Below are 16,019 nucleotides of genomic sequence, written 5' to 3' on the forward strand. Positions count from 1 at the left end.
GGGACCGGGTCATCACCCACCCCGTCACCGGCGCCGTCTTGCACACCGATACGTATCAGCGGACGGCCGCGATCGACCGATACCTCCGCGCGCGAGACCGGCACTGTCGGTGGCCCGGCTGCACCGTTCCCGCGATCCGCTGCGAGATCGACCACAACCACGACTGGGCGCGAGGCGGGCCCACCGACGTCTGCAACCTGTGCTGCTTCTGCCAGCGACACCATACGCACAAGCAGTTCACGAGATGGCGGGTTCGGCAACTCGACGGAGGGGTGCTGGAGTTCACCTCACCCACCGGCCGGGTCTACACCGATTCACCCCAGCCCTACTATCCCGGAGTCCGCTTCACCGAGGCGAGAGACGGGTCGCCGCCACGCCGTGTCCCGCCATCACTCGAACACGATCCCGCACCCTTCTGATCCCGCACCCCTTCGGATCCCGCACCCTCCGGATCCCGCACGGTTGTCAGGAACGCTGCGCCGTGCGGAATGCCGCTAGCACAGCGCTCTCGCTCGCGCCGCCCCCTCGGGGAGCCACGCGAGTCGTGGAACCGTGAGGGCATGGCATCCCCTCTCGCCCTGATTCGTGATGACTCGCTCTCGCTCCTGACTCGCGGCTACGGGTTCGGGGAGCACCTCTGGCGGCGGGCAGAGAAGGGTGCGCGCGCCGTGCCGTTCCGGCTGCTCGGGCGGCCGGCGCTGCTCGTCCGCGGCGAGGAGGGCGTACGGCTCTTCTACGACGAGTCGAAGACCCGCCGCCACGGCGCGATGCCGGTGTTCATCCAGGAGTCGCTGTTCGGGCACGGTTCGGTGCACAGTCTCGACGGCGACGCGCACCGCCACCGCAAGGCGACATTCGTCGACGTGCTGTACGACGACGCCGAGGTCGACCGACCTCTCCCCGAGCTCGAGCGCGAATGGCGCGACGAGCTGCAGGCGTGGGCCGCGGGCGGGCAGCAGACCGCGTACGACGCCGCGGTCGGCGCCCTCGGCCGCGCGATCATGCGGTGGGCCGGCATCCCGGGGACCCCGGCGGCGAAGACGCGCTGGGCGAGGCGGCAGGCGCAGATCGTCGATGGGTTCGGGGTGCCGTACTCGCCGGAGTACCTTCTCGCTCTCGTGAACCGCCGCTGGTCCGACCGGCACGCCGCGAAGCTCATCGAGGCCGTCCGCGAGGGGCGGCTGCACCCCCACGAAGGCACCGCCCTGCACGCGTGGGCGCACCACCGCGACCGCGACGGCGCCCCGCTCAGTGCACGCCTGGCCGGGGTCGAGCTGCAGAACAGCTTCCGTCCGATGATCGCCGTCGCGCGGTTCGTGGCGTTCGCGGCGAAGGAGTTGCACGACCGCCCCGAGTGGCGCGAGCGCATCGCCGCCGAGACCGCCGAGCGCGGCCTGCTCGTCGGCGGGGAACTGTCGACGGCGTTCGCGCAGGAGATCCGCCGGACGGCCCCGTTCGTCCCGATGCTGCCGGCCTGGGCGACGACCGACGTCGAGCTCCACGGCCAGCGCGTCCCGGCGGGCGGCCGCGTGCTGCTCGACATCCTGGGCACCGACACCGACGCGCGGGAGTGGCCGCGAGCGGACGCCTTCGAACCCGAACGCTTCCGCGGGGTCGAGGACTACGAAGCCCTCACCGCCTTCGTCCCTCACGGCGGCGCCGACCTGGCGACCGGACACCGCTGCCCCGGCGAGAAGCTCGCGATCGCGGGGCTCGCGGCATCCATCTCCGCCCTCAGCGACCCCCGGATCCGCATCAGCGGCCGCGGCCTCGACGTGAACCGGCGACGGATGCCGACGAAGCCGCGCTCCGGCGGGCGGGTGCGCCGCGCCGACGCGCCGTCCGCCTGCCCCTTCCACCGCGGTTCCCGGGCGTGAACGCGCGCTGTCAACCCGCTTCGAGCATCACCGACGGGACGCCTAGGGTCCTGCGGTGACCACCGAGACCTCAGCGGAACCTTCCACCCTCCGGCGCGGGATAAGCGGCCCGCTGCTCTTCGCCTTCATCCTGGGCGACGTCCTGGGCGCCGGCGTCTACGCCTTGATGGGCGTCCTGTCCGAGCGGGTCGGGGGAATGTTGTGGGCACCGCTCGTCGCGGCGCTGCTCCTGGCCCTGCTCACCGCGGGGTCGTACGCAGAACTGGTCACGAAGTACCCCCGCGCCGGTGGCGCAGCGGTGTTCGCGGAACGCGCGTTCAAGAACCGCCTGGTGTCGTTCCTCGTCGGCTTCTGCATGCTCGCCGCGGGCGTCACCAGCGCCGCGGGACTGTCGATCGCGTTCGCCGGCGAGTACCTGCAGACCTTCATCAGCGTGCCCGCCATCCCCGCGGCCATCGTCTTCCTCGCCGTCGTGGCCGCGCTCAACGCCCGTGGCATCCGGGAGTCGATGAGCGCGAACTTCGTGATGACCGCGATCGAGGTCAGCGGGCTGGTCATCGTCGTGGTGGTCGTCGGCGTGCTCCTGTCCGGCGGCGGCGGAGACGTCTCGCGCGTCACGCAGCTGCCGGAGGGAACGGGCGCCGCGACTGCGGTACTGGCCGGCGCGATCATCGCGTACTACTCCTTCGTCGGCTTCGAGACCTCGGCGAACATGGTCGAGGAGGTCAAGAACCCCTCGCGCACGTACCCGCGCGCACTGTTCGCCGCACTGCTGACCGCCGGTGTGGTGTACGTCCTCGTCGCCCTCGCCAGCAGCATCGCCCTTCCGAGCGAGGAGCTCGCGAGTTCGAGCGGGCCGCTGCTCGCTGTGGTCGAGGCCAGCGGTGTCGGCATCCCGTCCTGGGTGTTCAGCCTCATCGCCCTCATCGCCGTCGCGAACGGCGCGCTGCTCACCATGATCATGGCCAGCCGCCTGGCCTACGGCATGTCGGAGCAGGGGCTGCTGCCCCGCGCGCTGTCACGCGTGCTCCCGAAACGCCGCACCCCCTGGGTCGCGATCCTCGCCACCACACTCGTGGCCATGGTGCTGACCCTCATCGGCGACCTGACGCTTCTCGCCGAGACCGTCGTGCTCCTGCTGCTGTTCGTGTTCCTCAGCGCGAACGTCTCGGTCCTCGTGCTGCGTCGCGACAAGGTCGAGCACGATCACTTCCGCGTCTGGACCTTCGTGCCGGTCCTCGGCATCGCGTCGTGCATCCTGCTGCTGACGCAGCAGAGCGCCACCGTGTGGCTCTTCGGCGCGGTACTGCTCGCCGTGGGTGTGGGCCTGTACTTCCTGGCCCGGTGGGGGCGCAGCCGCGGCGCGCGCACGGATGCCGTCGACGCCCGGGATGCGGAGTCCCCTCACGCATAAACGGTGCTCACGCGCATCGCGTTCATGCGTGTGGGTCGGCCGGGCTACCTCCGCCTCACCCCTCGCCGTTGTAGTACGGCCAGGGGTTGATGCGGCGGTCGCCGCGGCGGTCGGGGCCGGTGAGGGTCACCTCGCCGGTCGCGGCCCACTCGACGCCGCGCGGGAACATCCGGATGAACTCGATCCGCCGGAACGTGTCGATGTCGTGCCCGATCGTGATCGTGAACGACCGCCCCGCGCCGTACTCGTTGATCCACGCGAGCGGCTGCTCGGTGTTGATACCGGGCAGGGCAGCGATGCCCTCGGGCGGGATGTCGACCGGGTAATGCGACATCGGCCACACGGGCGCCTTCTCGTACGCCGCGAGGTCGTCGAAGGTCGTCAGCAGCACCTGCGCGCCCTCGTACATCTGCACGCCGACGAGGATGTCGTCACCGGTGACGGTCCACGTGGCGTTGATACCCTCGGTGATCGGATGCCGGGGCTCGGTCGTCCGCAGCACCGCCTCGCCCCACGGACGCGGGCGCAGCCCGGTCTCCCACGCGCTGAGCTTGGCACCGCGCATGACGTTGTACTCCTCGGGGTACCCCCAGCGGTCCTCCTGCGCGGCCGAGCCGTGGAACCAGACGATGCCCTTGCCCTCGTCGTGCACGAAGCGGAGGATCGCGGCATCCGTCTCCGCCCCGAACCCGGTCGCGATGTCGTGGTAGCCGTCACGGCCCTCGAACACGACGATCAGCACGTCGTACTTGTCGATGACGCTCGCCGGCAGCCCGCGCGGGTCCTCGACGACGCGGACCTTGAAACGGCCGGTGTCCTCCAGGAGCGTCGTGATCCACTGATTGTGCAGCCGGAAGCTGCGGTGGGCGTTGTCGTGCTCGGTGGTCATGTGCCCCGAGAGGATCAAGACGTTCAGCACGGCTCAGTCCTTCCGCGAGAACGCGGCGTCGAAGAGCTGGTGCGGCGGCGTGATCTCGGCGAGCTTGCGGACGAAGGCGAGGGCTTCGGGGCCGCCGACGAGGCGGTCCATGCCGGCGTCCTCCCACTCGACGCTCGTCGGGCCGTCGTAGCCGATCGCGTTCAGGGCGCGGAACAGCGGCTCCCACGGCACGGCGCCGTGCCCGGTCGAGACGAACGTCCAGCCGCGGCGCGGGTTGTCCCACGACAGGTGCGATCCGAGCACCCCGTTGCGGCCGTCGAGGTTGGTCACCGACTCCTTGCAGTGCACGTGGAAAATGTGCTCGGCGAAGTCCAGCACGAACGCGACCGAGTCCAGCTGCTGCCACACGAAGTGCGACGGGTCGAAGTTGAACCCGAAGCTCTTGCGGTGCCCGATGGCCTCCAGCGTTTTCTTCGCGGTCCAGTAGTCGTACGCGATCTCCGACGGGTGCACCTCGAGCGCGAAGCGCACCCCGACCTCCTCGAACACGTCGAGGATCGGATGCCACCGGTCGGCGAAGTCCCGATAGCCGGCCTCGATCATCGCCTCCGACGCCGGCGGGAACATCGCCACGTACTTCCAGATCGACGACCCCGAGAACCCGGTCACCGTCGAAACCCCGAGTTTCGCGGCGAAGCGCGCCGTGTTCTTCAGGTCTTCCGCGGCGCGCTGCCGCACGCCCTCGGCATCCCCGTCGCCCCACACCCGCGACGGGACGATGTCGTGGTGCCGCTCGTCGATCGGGTCGTCGCACACGGCCTGACCGACGAGGTGGTTCGCGATGGCCCAGACCTTCAGGCCGTGGCGTTCGAGGATGTCCCGGCGCGACTGGACGTAGTCGGCGTCGTCCCAGCGGGAGACGTCGATGTGGTCGCCCCAGCAGGCGATCTCGAGGCCGTCGTACCCCCACTCCCCCGCGAGACGCGCGACCTCTTCGAACGGCAGATCGGCCCACTGGCCGGTGAACAGGGTGATCGGACGAGCCATGACGAAACCTTTCAAGAAACCGGAACGGGGGAGGCCACGGCCGTCCACGCCGAATCGTTGACACTGCTGCGCTCGACCGCGTCAAGCACCCGCTGCACGAAGAGGCCCTCCGCGAACGAGGGATGCGGATCGACACCGGCGTCGATCGCGGCGACCAGGTCCACGACCTGGTGGGTGAAGCCGTGCTCGTAGCCGAGCATGTGACCCGCCGGCCACCACGCCGCGACATACGGATGCACCGGTTCGGTCACGAGGATCTGCGTGAAGCCCTGGCGCCCCTCGGGTGCGGTGCGGTCGTAGAACCGCAGACTGTTGAGGTCTTCCAGGTCGAACGCCAGCGCGCCCCGGTCGCCGGACACCTCGACGGTGAGGGCGTTCTTGCGGCCTGTGGCGAACCTCGTCGCCTCGAACGACGCCAGCGCACCGTTCGACAGCCGCCCGGTGAAGATCGCGGCGTCGTCGACGGTGACCTCGCCCATGCCCTCCCCGGCCGAACCGGAGAGCCCCGAACCTGCGGCCTGCAGCGGACGCTGCTTCACGATCGTCTCCAGCGTCCCCGTCACACGCTCCACGTCGAGGCCCGTCACGAACTGGGTCATGTCGATGATGTGCGCTCCGATGTCACCGAGCGCACCCGAGCCCGCGTGCTCTTTCTGCAACCGCCACGCGAGCGGCATCCCGGGGTCGACGAGCCAGTCCTGCCGGTACGCCGCGCGCACCTGCTGCACGGTTCCCACGGCACCCTCGGCGATCATGTCCCGCAGCAGCGTCACCGCCGGCACGCGCCGGTACGTGAACCCCACCATCGACCGGATGCCACGCGCCCGCGCCCGCTCCGCCGCCTCGGCCATCGCCTCGGCCTCGGCCACGGTGTTCGCCAACGGCTTCTCGCACAGCACGTGCTTGCCCGCCTCCAACGCTGCAATCGCGATCTCCGCGTGCGAGTCGCCGGGCGTCACGATGTCGACGACGTCGATGTCGTCCCGCGCGATCACCTCGCGCCAGTCGGTGGCCGATTCGGCCCAGCCCCACTTCGCGGCAGCGGATGCCACGGCATCCACGTTCCGACCCACCACGACCGCCATCTCCACCGGACGCGCCAGATCGAACACCCGCGGCGCCTGCCGCCAGCCGACCGAGTGCGCCGCCCCCATGAAGCCGTAACCGATCATCGCCACGCGCAGGGGCCGGGCGGAGGTCATGCCAGCACCAGCTCGCGCTCGACCGGCACCCGGTTGGTGACGTAGCGACCGGGGCCGCCGTCGACGCCCGGCATGATCTGCATATAGAGAAGACGCATCGTCAGCACGACCTCGACGGTGACCTTGCCACCCGTCGCGGGCGGGGTGTCGAGGTGGATCAGCACATCGGGACGGTCGGCGACGAACCAGAGCGTTTCGGACTGCTCGGGCAGCTCCTCGACGCGGTACTCGCGACCCCCGAGGACGAAACGGAGGTCATCGGTCGGAACCGCGACACCGTTCACCGTGGCGGCGACGCCGTCGACGGCCGAGAGCCAGAGGCTCCGGTACCAGGGCAGCTGCACCGAGACGGCAAGGCCGTCGTCGGTGCGACGGACGTCCTTCTCGGCGAAGAGCGAGTTGTGGGTGGCCACGGTGACTCCTAGGCGAACGTGTCGACGAAGTGCTCGTGCGCGACCGGCGGCACGGGCTCGAGCTTCTGCGTCGTCTCGGGGCTGTACGGGTGGTTCTTCGACGGCACGGGCTCGTCGGCCGGGGGCATGAACACCGGCTTGCCGTCGTCGCCGAAGTACATGAGGTCGAGGTCGAACGCGCCCTGGTTCTTGAGGCCGAAGCTCACCCAGTTCTCCTCGAAGGGGGCGCGGGCCAGCTCGTAGCAGCGGAACTTCCAGAACTTCCACTCGCCGTCCTGCTTGAGGAAGTCGATGGCGTACTTGCACCACACCCAGTGGGCCCAGACCTTCTTGCCGAGCACTTCGTCGGGCGAGTACATGTCGGGGAACGCCTCGGCGACCTTCGGGTCGGTCAGGCCCGACTCGGTGCCGGCCATCATCCAGACGCCCTTGGCGGTCGTGCCGTCGGCGGCGACCTCGATCACGGGAGTGTTCGTGGCGTGGAGGATGAGCTTGCCCTCGGGGTGGGGGCGGCCGCGGTGGTAGTCGGTAACGCTCTGCCACGTCGTGTACTGACCCGCGTTGGTGTAGCGGGCGCGGATGCCCTCGGTGCCCTCCCTCACCCACATCGGGATGATCTGCTCGTCCTCGAACGCGTTGTGCAGGTACATGTAGCGGTTGAACAGGTTCTCGACCTGTCCGCGGTCCTCGGCGCGCTGCGCCAGGGCCTGTGCGGCCTCGACCTGCTCGCGCAGACGCGAGACCTCGGCGACGAGGTCCGAGAGGGATGCCTCGGTAGTGGTGTTCGACACGGATACTCCTTCGTGGATGTGGTGTCAGGCCGGCTGGCGCGCGGCGACGGTCTCTTCGATGGCGGTGCGCATGAGCGCGTGCTGCTTTCTGACGAGGTCGATCGGGTCGCTCTCGCCGAGGTCGCTGAAGGCGTGGCCTTCCCACTCGCTGGAGAGGTAGCCCTGGTATCCGCCCTCGACGAACTGCTTCACGATGCGCGGGATGTCCATGGCGGGTTCCTGGCCGTCGGGGCCGATGTCGTAGAACTTCGCGTGGACGTGGAAGATCTGCGGCATGATGTCGAGCCACTCCTCCGGCGGCACCAGCCCGTGCATGTTGAACGCGAGGCGCGTGAAGGGGCCGAAGCGCAGAGGGTCGACGCCCTCGCCCGACAGGTAGTCCTCGAACTTCTGGTTGCGCACGTGCATGGGCGTCGGCTCGTGCCAGATCTCGTCCATCACGGGGAAGTGCTTCTCGTCCATGCCCATCTGACCGAGCGTGCGCAGCAGCGTCGGGGAGAGGGAGTGCATGGTCGACGAGAAGTCGGCGGTGAAGCCGAGGCGGTCGCTGCCGAGCTCCTCGTACACCTCGCGGATCTCGAGCACCTTCGGGTCATTCGGCCCCGAGGGCGCGTGAATCTCGTAGCCGAGCTTCTGGTCGTACTTCTCGGCGAGCGGCAGCAGTCGGCGCAGCAGTTCTTTGCCGGCCGACCGGATGACGATCCTCGTGAAGCCGAGCGTGTGTGCCGACTTCAACTGGCGCGCGAAGAACTCGTGCTCCTCGTCGGGCGTCATGTCGCGGTCCTTGCGGCGCCCCATGTCGAGGTTGGTGCCGACCGCACTGGCCTCGAGACCGTACTTCTCGAGCGAGTCGAACCACAGCTTCACGAAGTCGGCGTCGACGTCGGGATACGACCGCAGCAGCTGCGCGAAGTTGAACTCGACGCCCGGGCCGATGCCCTGGTCATGGACCTCCCGGATGAGCGTCTCCGGGGTGTAGAGCCCCGCGGCGAATTCGCTCGTCATCGAGTAGAGGGTGGTCCCGAGCTTGATGCCGGTCCCGGCGATTCCGTCACTCATGGCGGTGTCCTTTCGGGGTGGTCAGGCGCGCACGGCGTGCGACAGATGGGCGTCGATGGCGCGCCGGGCCTCGGCGGCATCCGTGATCATCCGGGAACCCGCGGCCTCGGCCGCCGTGCGCTGGATCGCCTGCTCGGCGCGGATGATCTCGAACGGGCTCTGCCAGTGATTCCAGTGCCAGCCCTCGTACTCGCTCGAGACGGCCCCGCTGTAGCCGTTCTCGACGAGCAGCGTGATGAGGTCGGCGACGGGCACCGACGGCTCCTGGCCGTTCTCGTCGATGCCGAAGAACTTGCCGTGCACGTGCTTCACCCAGGGCATGATCTCGAGCCAGTCATTCACCCGGGCCGGGCCGAAGAGTCCGGTGCCGTTGATGCCGAAGTCGATGCCGAGGTCGGGCCGGCCGTGTTGGTATGCGAGGCCGATGAATCGGCCGAAGCGCTGGCCGTGATCGGCCTGGTCGGCGGGAGGACCCTGCTCGTAGTACTCGTCCCACAGCGAGACGACGGCCGCGAGCAGGTCCTCGGACGCACCGCGGCGGCGGTACGCCTCGAGGAGCGAGGGCGCGAAGCCCGTGACGGTGGCCCCCCAGTCCATCGTGAAGCCGAGGAAGGGCGAACCGACCTGCTCGTAGCGGTCGCGGAGGGCGAGGATGCGCGGGTGCGAGGCGTACTGGTCGGCGTGCACCTCGAGCGCGAGGGTGACGCCGTACTCCTCGGCGATGGGGGCGAGCTGCTCCATCGAGTCGGGCGTCAGCGAGATCTGCACGCGAGCGATGGGGAAACCGAGCTTCGCCGCCGCCGCGATCTGCCGCCGCATGTAGGCGATGAGCTCGTCCTGGTCCATGAGCTGGTCGGGGCGCAGGCCGATATCGGCGTTGACCGCGAGCGAGGTGCGCACGAGCCCGACCTCGTCGATCAGGTCGGAGAAGCGTCCGGCGAAGTGGTCGTCGATCTCGGGGAAGCCGCGGAAGCTCGAGAACCCGATGATCTCGAGGCCCGGCCCGAAGCCCTCGGCCGCGGTCTTGCGGATCAGCTGGTCGAGGTCGTACTCGCGAGCGTGGAAGGCGCGGGTGAAGCTGTACAGCGTGACGCCCTGGATGGGCGTGCCCTTCTGCGCGGTCATGCGAGAGCCTCCTCAGAAGTGCGGACGGACATCGTTTTGCTGTCGTGCTCCTCGATGTGCAGCACCTGGTCGTCGGCGATGATGATGTACGGGATGTAGAGCTCGAGATCGACGCGCACCTCGTGCTCACCGGCATCCACCGCCAGGTCGCCCGAAAGAACGGCCGAGTCGGTGGGGAACCACCACTCCTGCGTGTTCGTCGTCATCTCGGCGAAGGTGAACTCCTCGCCGTTCATCTGCCACCGCAGCGTCTCGGCCGGGGCCTCGGCGCCGTCGATGGTCAGCTTCGCCGCGGAGATGCAGGATGCCGGTAGCGCCCGGTACCAGGGCAGGCGCACCTCGACCGCCACACGTCCGTCGCGGGCACGTAGCGTGCCCTGCTCGATGATGCGATCCGGGATCACCGGGACCTCCTCGTCGGTGCGGCCGGAGCCGCAGACCTCTTTGTCTTGATTTCTACATTCTAATGTCTGATTCCTGCATAAGCAAGGATCAGGCCAAGGATGCCACGACCGCCCGGGCACCGCGGACGGCCAGCGCCACGGACGTCAGCGTGGGGTTGCACGCCGTCGCCGTGGGGATCACGCCGTTACCGGCGACGAACAGACCCGGGACGCCCCAGACCTGGCTGTCGGTGTCGCACACGCTCGTGCCGTCGTCGACGGTCCCCATGCGCGTCGAGCCCTGGTAATGCAGCGACGAGCCCAGCGGGAGGGTGAAGGGCCGGTCGCCGACCGGATCGCCGACCGCCTCGGCCAGACGCGTGATCTCCGCCCGCGCCCGCTCGATCACCTCGCGATCGCGGGCGGTGAGGGTGTAGTGGATGCGGGGAGCCGGCATCCCGTATCCGTCGATGTGCGCGTCGTCGAACTCGACCCGGTCATCGGCCCGGAGATCTTTCGCGCAGAACAGTCCGAGCCCCACGATCGAACCCGGGACCACCGGGTCGTCGTCGGCCAGAGCGATGGGTGAGGCGTCGAGCTGCATGATCTGACCGTGAAAGGGCATGTCGTCGGTGAACGGCACCCAGCTGACACCGCTGTACTCGGCGAGCCCGGTCGTCGGGGCGTCATCCCCGAGCGGCGCGACGTCGCGCAGTCGCGACGCGAAGACCACCTGCGCCTGGTCGTTGAGGTACCGCCCGAGGGCGGCGGGACGCACGCCCGAGGCCCACAACAGCTGCGGGGTGCGCAGCGCGTCGGCGGCCACGACGACCACGCGTGCCGCGATCTCGTGCTGCTCGCCCGAGCCCAGGTCGCGAACGACGACCCCCGCCGCGCGCCCGTCGGCCAGCACCACGGACGTCGCGAGCGACTGGTCGAACAGCGCGAAGTCCGGGTTCTCGCGCGTGACGTCGCCGAGGACCACGTCCGACCCGGACCACACCAGGCGGCCGTCGTCGCGGCGGTGCACCGCGAGCGGCATCCGCTGCACCTTCGTCGCCTCCGTGCGGCCGTCGTCGACAGCGGCCGAGAGCCGTTCGCGCACGATCTCCCCGAACGGGGCGGCGTCGAAGGCGTTCCGCGTGACGCCGAGCAGGCGCTCGCCCTCGGCGAGGAGCTCGTCCATGTCGGGGAGGAAGGCGATGCGCTCGCTCTCATTCGGCCACGGGCATGCACCGGTCCAGTGAGCGGCCATGCCTCCGACGTTGCTCGACATCGCCACGACGGGAAGGCCGTCCTCGCCGTCGAAGACGTAGCCCTCCTCGAGCAGAAAAGTGCCGGGGCGCGCGCCGCGCACGCCGGCTTTCGCTGCCCCGGGGCTGGCGACCTTCTCGCCACGCTCTCCCGGCCCCTCCGACGCCACCTGCGCACGCGCCCGCTCGGCCGGGTCGCCGATGTTCTTCACGTGAGCCCCGGGCGGGTCCGACACGATCGGGCCCACCTCGAACATCGCGATCGACAGGCCCGGCGCTTGCTCCGATAGCACGCGGGCGTAAGCGGCGCCCGTCGGCCCGCTGCCCACGATCGCGACGTCGACCGCCTCCGGGTACCGCCGCCCGCTCACGCCGTCCGCCCCAGTTCGACGATGTGGGCGACGGATGCCTCGGACCCGGTGGTCGGGTAGTACTCCAGGCCGATCGGCCCGTCGTAGCCGCTGGCGCGGAGCAGCCGGAAGCGCTCGGCCCAGTCGAGGTCGCCCGTGCCCGGCTCCCCGCGCCCGGGGGCGTCGGCGAGCTGCACGTACCGGATCAGGTCGCCGGCGTTGGCGAGCTCGGCCTCCATGTCCTCGCTCTCGACGGCCGAGTGGTAGATGTCGTAGAGCACGCCGAACTGCGGAGAGTCCACGCCGCGCGCGACGTAGACCGCCTCCGACGTGCGGTCGAGCAGCGAACCGGGGTGGTCGACGCGGACATTCACGGGCTCGAGCACCAGCGTGACGCCGGAGCCGTCGATCTGCGCGATCGCCTTCCGGTAGATCTCGATCAGCTTGTCGAGCTGCACCTGCCGCTTCCAGCCTCCGAAGCCCGTTCCGCTTCCCACGACGATGCGGGGGCAGCCGAGGTCCTGCGCGATCGCGACACCCTCGTCGAGCTTCCGGAAGAACTCCGAGTGGTCCCAGGGCGGGATCATGAACTGCGTGCGCGGCTCGGCGAGCTGCGCGGTGAGCTGCGTGCCGGTCTCCTCGAGCGCAGCCTTGAGCGCCGGGAGGTCCTTCGGCGTCGACGGCGCGTCCACCCCCGTGGGACCCCACATCTCGACGGCGTCGAAGCCGACGGCGGCAGCCGCGCGCACGCGGTCGTGGTACTCACCGGCCTCGGTGAAGAGCAGTTCGATGTTCGGAGCGAGCTGGTACATGAGGGTCCTTTCGTTGTGCGGGCGCGACGACCGAGGGATGCCGAGTGTCCTGGCATCCATTCGGAGTGCCGCCCTAGCCCTTGAGGCCGCCGGCGAAGCCCTGGATGAAGCGCTTCTGTGCGAAGAGGTAGAAGGCGAGAATCGGGATCATCGAGACGATGACGATCGCGAAGATCTGGTTCCACGCCGACACGAGCGAGCCGATGTAGTAGTACATGGCGACCGGCAGGGTCTGGTTGGCCGAGCCGCCGAGGAAGATCAGCGACGTGAAGAAGTCGTTCCACACGATGAGACCGGCGAGGATCGCGACGGTTCCCGTCGCCGGCGACATCAGCGGCAGAACGACGCGGAAGAAGATCTGCGTGCGGTTGGCCCCGTCAATCGTCGCGGCCTCCTCGTACTCGGTGCCCAGGCCCCGGAAGAACCCGGCGTAGAGGAAGATCGCCAGCGGGAGCAGCATCCCGGTGTAGAGGATGATCATGCCCCACGCCGACCCGGTCAGGCCGATGGAGCGCGCCCCGATGTAGAGCGGCACGGTCCCCAGCTGCGTCGGCAGCACGATCGCGACGAGGAACAGGTAGTACACCGCGCGGCTCCAGCGCCGGGTGCTGCGGGCGATGACGTAACCGGTGAGCGAGCCGAGCAGCACCATCAGGACGATGCTGCCCGCGGTGATCACGACGCTGTTGACCAGGCCCATCACCACGTTGGAGTTGCCGGTGGCGGTGAGCACCTTGATGAAGTTGCCGAAGTCCGGAGCCGCCGGGGGTGCGAGCGTCGACGACGTGATTACCTCGCGGTCGGACTTCAGCGCCGTGGTGATGAGGAAGTAGAACGGCAGCAGGAACACCAGCGCGAGGAGCCAGAAGCCGAACTCGCGCAGCGCCGTGAGCTTGGTGTAGCGGAACATGTCAGGACTCCTCGGGGCGACCGTTGCTGACGCGCTGCTGCACGACGGCGAAGGCCAGGATGATGAGCGTGAGCAGCAGGGCCAGCGCCGCGCCGTAGCCGAAGTTGCCGAGGGCGAACGACTGCTTGTAGACCTGCGTCGCCAGCGTCTCGGTCGCCGCGGCGGGTCCGCCGCCGGTGAGGGCCATGATCTGGTCGAAGACCCGCAGGCCGTTGACGAGGCCGAGGGTCGTGGCGATCGCGACCGCCGGGCGGATCGACGGGAGCGTCACGTGCCAGAAGCGCTGCCACAGGCTCGCGCCGTCGATCGCGGCGGCTTCCTCGATCTCGACCGGGACGGCGGCGAGCCCGGCCATGTAGATGACCATCGCGAAACCGATGTTCTGCCACACGAGCACGACCAGAACCGTCCAGATGGCCCAGGTCGGGTCGGCGACCCAGGCCCGAGCGAGGTCGCCCAGCCCCGCTCCGCGGAGCACGAGATTGAGCGGACCGTTGTAGTCGAAGATGAACTTCCAGATGTACGAGGTCGCCAGCGGACTCAGCACCACCGGCATGAAGAAGAGCGTGCGCAGGATGTAGCGAGACTTGAGTCCGCGGTTCAGCCCGAGCGCGAAGCCGAGCCCGAGGACGTTGCTCAGGATGACCGAGCCGAACGCCAGGAACAGGGTGTTCCACAGGGCGCCGAGCTTGGTGGGATCCTGGAAGATGCGGACGAAGTTGTCGAGACCGATCAGCTCGAAGGCGCCGATGCCCGTCCAGTTGGTGAAGGCGAAGAAGCCGCCGACGCTCGTGGCGACGTAGTGGATGCCGATGACGAAGACGATGCCGGGGAGGGCCCACCACCAGTGCCCGAACTTGAGCAGTCCGGGACGCCGCGGAGCCGGGGCCCGACGCCGCCCGCGGCGGCGCGGCAGCACCACGCGCTCGGTCTCGGTCCGAGCCGCTTCGCTCGGTCGAAGGGTTGTGCTCATGACGTCTCGTCTCCGTGGGGTCTCCGTGGGGAAGTGTGCGGCTCCGCCGCCCGGGTCCCTCGCGAGTCCCGGGCGGCGGAGGAGGTCAGTTGCCCCAGGCGGCGTCCATGCTCTGGAGCACCTGGTCGATGGTCGACTGACCCGTGAGGAGTCCCTGACCGCCGACCTGCAGCGCCTCGTAGACCGAGGGGTTGGGCCAGATGTTGTTCGGGAGGGGCGTGTACTGCTTGTTCTTCAGCAGGTCGGCGACGGGCTCGTAGATCGTGCCGGTGAGGTCGAGCGTGTCGAACGCCGAAACCGGCAGCTCACCCGAGAGCTCGTAGTAGCGCTGCTGCTGTGCGGGCTCGGCCATCCAGGTGAGGAAGTCCGCGGCGGCCTCCTTGTTCTGCGCCTTGGCGTTGATGGAGAGGGTGTAGTTCGAGCTGCCGAGCACCATCGGCTCGCCGCTCTCCGCGGGGAAGGGCTCGACCGCGAACTCGGCCTCGGCGGGTGCCGCCTTCGAGATCTCGATCGCGGCACCGGAGGGGATGAAGCTGCCGACCGAGGTGCCCTGCGCGAGGCCGTTCGTGATGGCGTCGAAGCCGCCACCCTCGGCACCGGGCTGGAAGCAGCCGGCGTCCTTCAGGTCGACGAAGGTCTGCAGGGTGTCCTTCCAGCCCTGACTGTCGGCGAAGGTGACCTCGCCGTCCGTGCGCTGCTGGTTCCAGTCGGGGGTGTCGGCGTAGACGCGGGTGGCGGAGATGCCCTGGATCGTGAGGCCCACGTTCGGCCCGGCGGCACCGGCGAGCGCGAGGAGCGAGGCGCCCTGGCTCTGGAGCGACGAGCAGGCGGCGGTGAACTCGCTCATCGTGGTCGGGAAGTCGTCGAGACCCTTCATCTTGGCCGTGCCCAGGCTCGCGACGATCGCGCCGATCGTGAAGTCGAGCGGCTGCCCGTAGACCTGGTCGTCGATCGTGTAGACCGACTCGCTGCCCGGGATGATGAGGCTTTTGGCGGAGTCGCCGAGGGGCTCGAGGAAGCCCGCCTCGGCCAGCGGAAGGATGCTGCGCGCGTCGCCCGAGCCGGGAGTGGTCTGGATGACGTCGGAGGCGTTGCCCGCCTGCAGCTGGGTGCGGATCGTCTCGCCGTACTTGTCGTTCGGGGTGGGGTTCGTGGTGATCGTCACGCCCTCGTGCTGCTCCATGTATTCCTTGGCGAGCGACTCGTACGGGCTCTCGAGGTTGTTGGAGGTGGCGAAGGTGAACGTGAAGGACTTCCCGTCGCCCGAGCCAGCATCGCCGGACCCGGAGCCGGAGCATCCGGCGAGAACGAGAGCGGCGGTGGCGGGAAGAGCGAGAAGACCTGCGAGTCGCATGACGCGACGGCGGGAATGGGTCATGGCCAGCCTTTCTGACGACGTTGTCGGCGGCCCCTTCGGTGGAGCGCCTGTGCTGTGTTCCTCAGTATCAGGGCGATGCGCCGAAAAAGCACATAAGTCTTGCGGATGGAGCACATAAGACCTGCCGGGCGGGCGGCATCCATGTCCGCGAT

General features: G+C 69.1%; 15 protein-coding genes. 2 read left to right on the forward strand and 13 right to left on the reverse strand.

Features of this window, described 5'->3' with window-relative positions; genetic code table 11:
- Positions 1-560: 560 nt before the first annotated feature.
- Complete coding sequence (locus tag D8Y23_RS07745; RefSeq protein ID WP_128217584.1) at positions 561-1,877, forward strand: cytochrome P450; 1,317 nt, start codon at positions 561-563, stop codon at positions 1,875-1,877.
- Between the two features lie 55 nt (positions 1,878-1,932).
- Positions 1,933-3,291: an APC family permease gene (locus D8Y23_RS07750; RefSeq protein WP_128217585.1), complete on the forward strand. Its 1,359-nt coding sequence runs from the start codon at positions 1,933-1,935 to the stop codon at positions 3,289-3,291.
- A gap of 55 nt (positions 3,292-3,346) precedes the next feature.
- On the opposite strand, the gene D8Y23_RS07755 is transcribed toward D8Y23_RS07750, so the two are convergent.
- The 13 genes from D8Y23_RS07755 to D8Y23_RS07815 form a co-directional block, all read right to left on the reverse strand.
- Positions 3,347-4,210 (reverse strand): ThuA domain-containing protein, encoded by an 864-nt coding sequence (locus tag D8Y23_RS07755; protein ID WP_240663829.1) that lies wholly within the window; start codon positions 4,208-4,210, stop codon positions 3,347-3,349.
- 3 nt (positions 4,211-4,213) lie between these two features.
- Positions 4,214-5,218 carry a sugar phosphate isomerase/epimerase family protein gene (locus D8Y23_RS07760; RefSeq protein ID WP_128217586.1) on the reverse strand — a complete coding sequence of 335 codons (1,005 nt, stop codon included), beginning with the start codon at positions 5,216-5,218 and terminating at the stop codon, positions 4,214-4,216.
- A gap of 11 nt (positions 5,219-5,229) precedes the next feature.
- The gene (locus tag D8Y23_RS07765; RefSeq protein WP_128217587.1) at positions 5,230-6,420 is read right to left on the reverse strand and encodes a Gfo/Idh/MocA family protein; all 1,191 of its coding nucleotides are present in this window, start codon (positions 6,418-6,420) and stop codon (positions 5,230-5,232) included.
- Positions 6,417-6,833 (reverse strand): C-glycoside deglycosidase beta subunit domain-containing protein, encoded by a 417-nt coding sequence (locus D8Y23_RS07770; RefSeq protein ID WP_128217588.1) that lies wholly within the window; start codon positions 6,831-6,833, stop codon positions 6,417-6,419. Before D8Y23_RS07770 ends, D8Y23_RS07765 begins: the two co-directional genes overlap by 4 nt.
- 8 nt (positions 6,834-6,841) lie before the next feature.
- On the reverse strand, positions 6,842-7,624 hold the full coding sequence (locus tag D8Y23_RS07775) for a nuclear transport factor 2 family protein (protein WP_128217589.1): 783 nt from the start codon (positions 7,622-7,624) through the stop codon (positions 6,842-6,844).
- A gap of 24 nt (positions 7,625-7,648) precedes the next feature.
- Positions 7,649-8,683, reverse strand: coding sequence for a sugar phosphate isomerase/epimerase family protein (locus tag D8Y23_RS07780; RefSeq protein ID WP_128217590.1), 1,035 nt, complete (start codon positions 8,681-8,683; stop codon positions 7,649-7,651).
- 21 nt (positions 8,684-8,704) lie between these two features.
- The gene (locus D8Y23_RS07785; RefSeq protein WP_128217591.1) at positions 8,705-9,808 is read right to left on the reverse strand and encodes a sugar phosphate isomerase/epimerase family protein; all 1,104 of its coding nucleotides are present in this window, start codon (positions 9,806-9,808) and stop codon (positions 8,705-8,707) included.
- Positions 9,805-10,212 (reverse strand): C-glycoside deglycosidase beta subunit domain-containing protein, encoded by a 408-nt coding sequence (locus tag D8Y23_RS07790; protein ID WP_128217592.1) that lies wholly within the window; start codon positions 10,210-10,212, stop codon positions 9,805-9,807. Before D8Y23_RS07790 ends, D8Y23_RS07785 begins: the two co-directional genes overlap by 4 nt.
- A gap of 88 nt (positions 10,213-10,300) precedes the next feature.
- A complete protein-coding gene (locus D8Y23_RS07795; protein ID WP_128217593.1) occupies positions 10,301-11,815 on the reverse strand; it encodes a GMC oxidoreductase in 1,515 nt (504 codons plus the stop codon).
- The gene (locus D8Y23_RS07800) at positions 11,812-12,606 is read right to left on the reverse strand and encodes a TIM barrel protein (RefSeq protein ID WP_128217594.1); all 795 of its coding nucleotides are present in this window, start codon (positions 12,604-12,606) and stop codon (positions 11,812-11,814) included. Before D8Y23_RS07800 ends, D8Y23_RS07795 begins: the two co-directional genes overlap by 4 nt.
- 73 nt (positions 12,607-12,679) lie before the next feature.
- Positions 12,680-13,516 carry a carbohydrate ABC transporter permease gene (locus D8Y23_RS07805; RefSeq protein WP_128217595.1) on the reverse strand — a complete coding sequence of 279 codons (837 nt, stop codon included), beginning with the start codon at positions 13,514-13,516 and terminating at the stop codon, positions 12,680-12,682.
- Position 13,517: 1 nt separating this feature from the next.
- The gene (locus tag D8Y23_RS07810; RefSeq protein WP_128217596.1) at positions 13,518-14,489 is read right to left on the reverse strand and encodes a carbohydrate ABC transporter permease; all 972 of its coding nucleotides are present in this window, start codon (positions 14,487-14,489) and stop codon (positions 13,518-13,520) included.
- 85 nt (positions 14,490-14,574) lie between these two features.
- Positions 14,575-15,867, reverse strand: coding sequence for an extracellular solute-binding protein (locus D8Y23_RS07815; RefSeq protein ID WP_128217597.1), 1,293 nt, complete (start codon positions 15,865-15,867; stop codon positions 14,575-14,577).
- Positions 15,868-16,019: the final 152 nt, after the last annotated feature.

Source organism: Microbacterium enclense, from assembly GCF_004022425.1.
Classification (GTDB): domain Bacteria; phylum Actinomycetota; class Actinomycetes; order Actinomycetales; family Microbacteriaceae; genus Microbacterium; species Microbacterium enclense_A.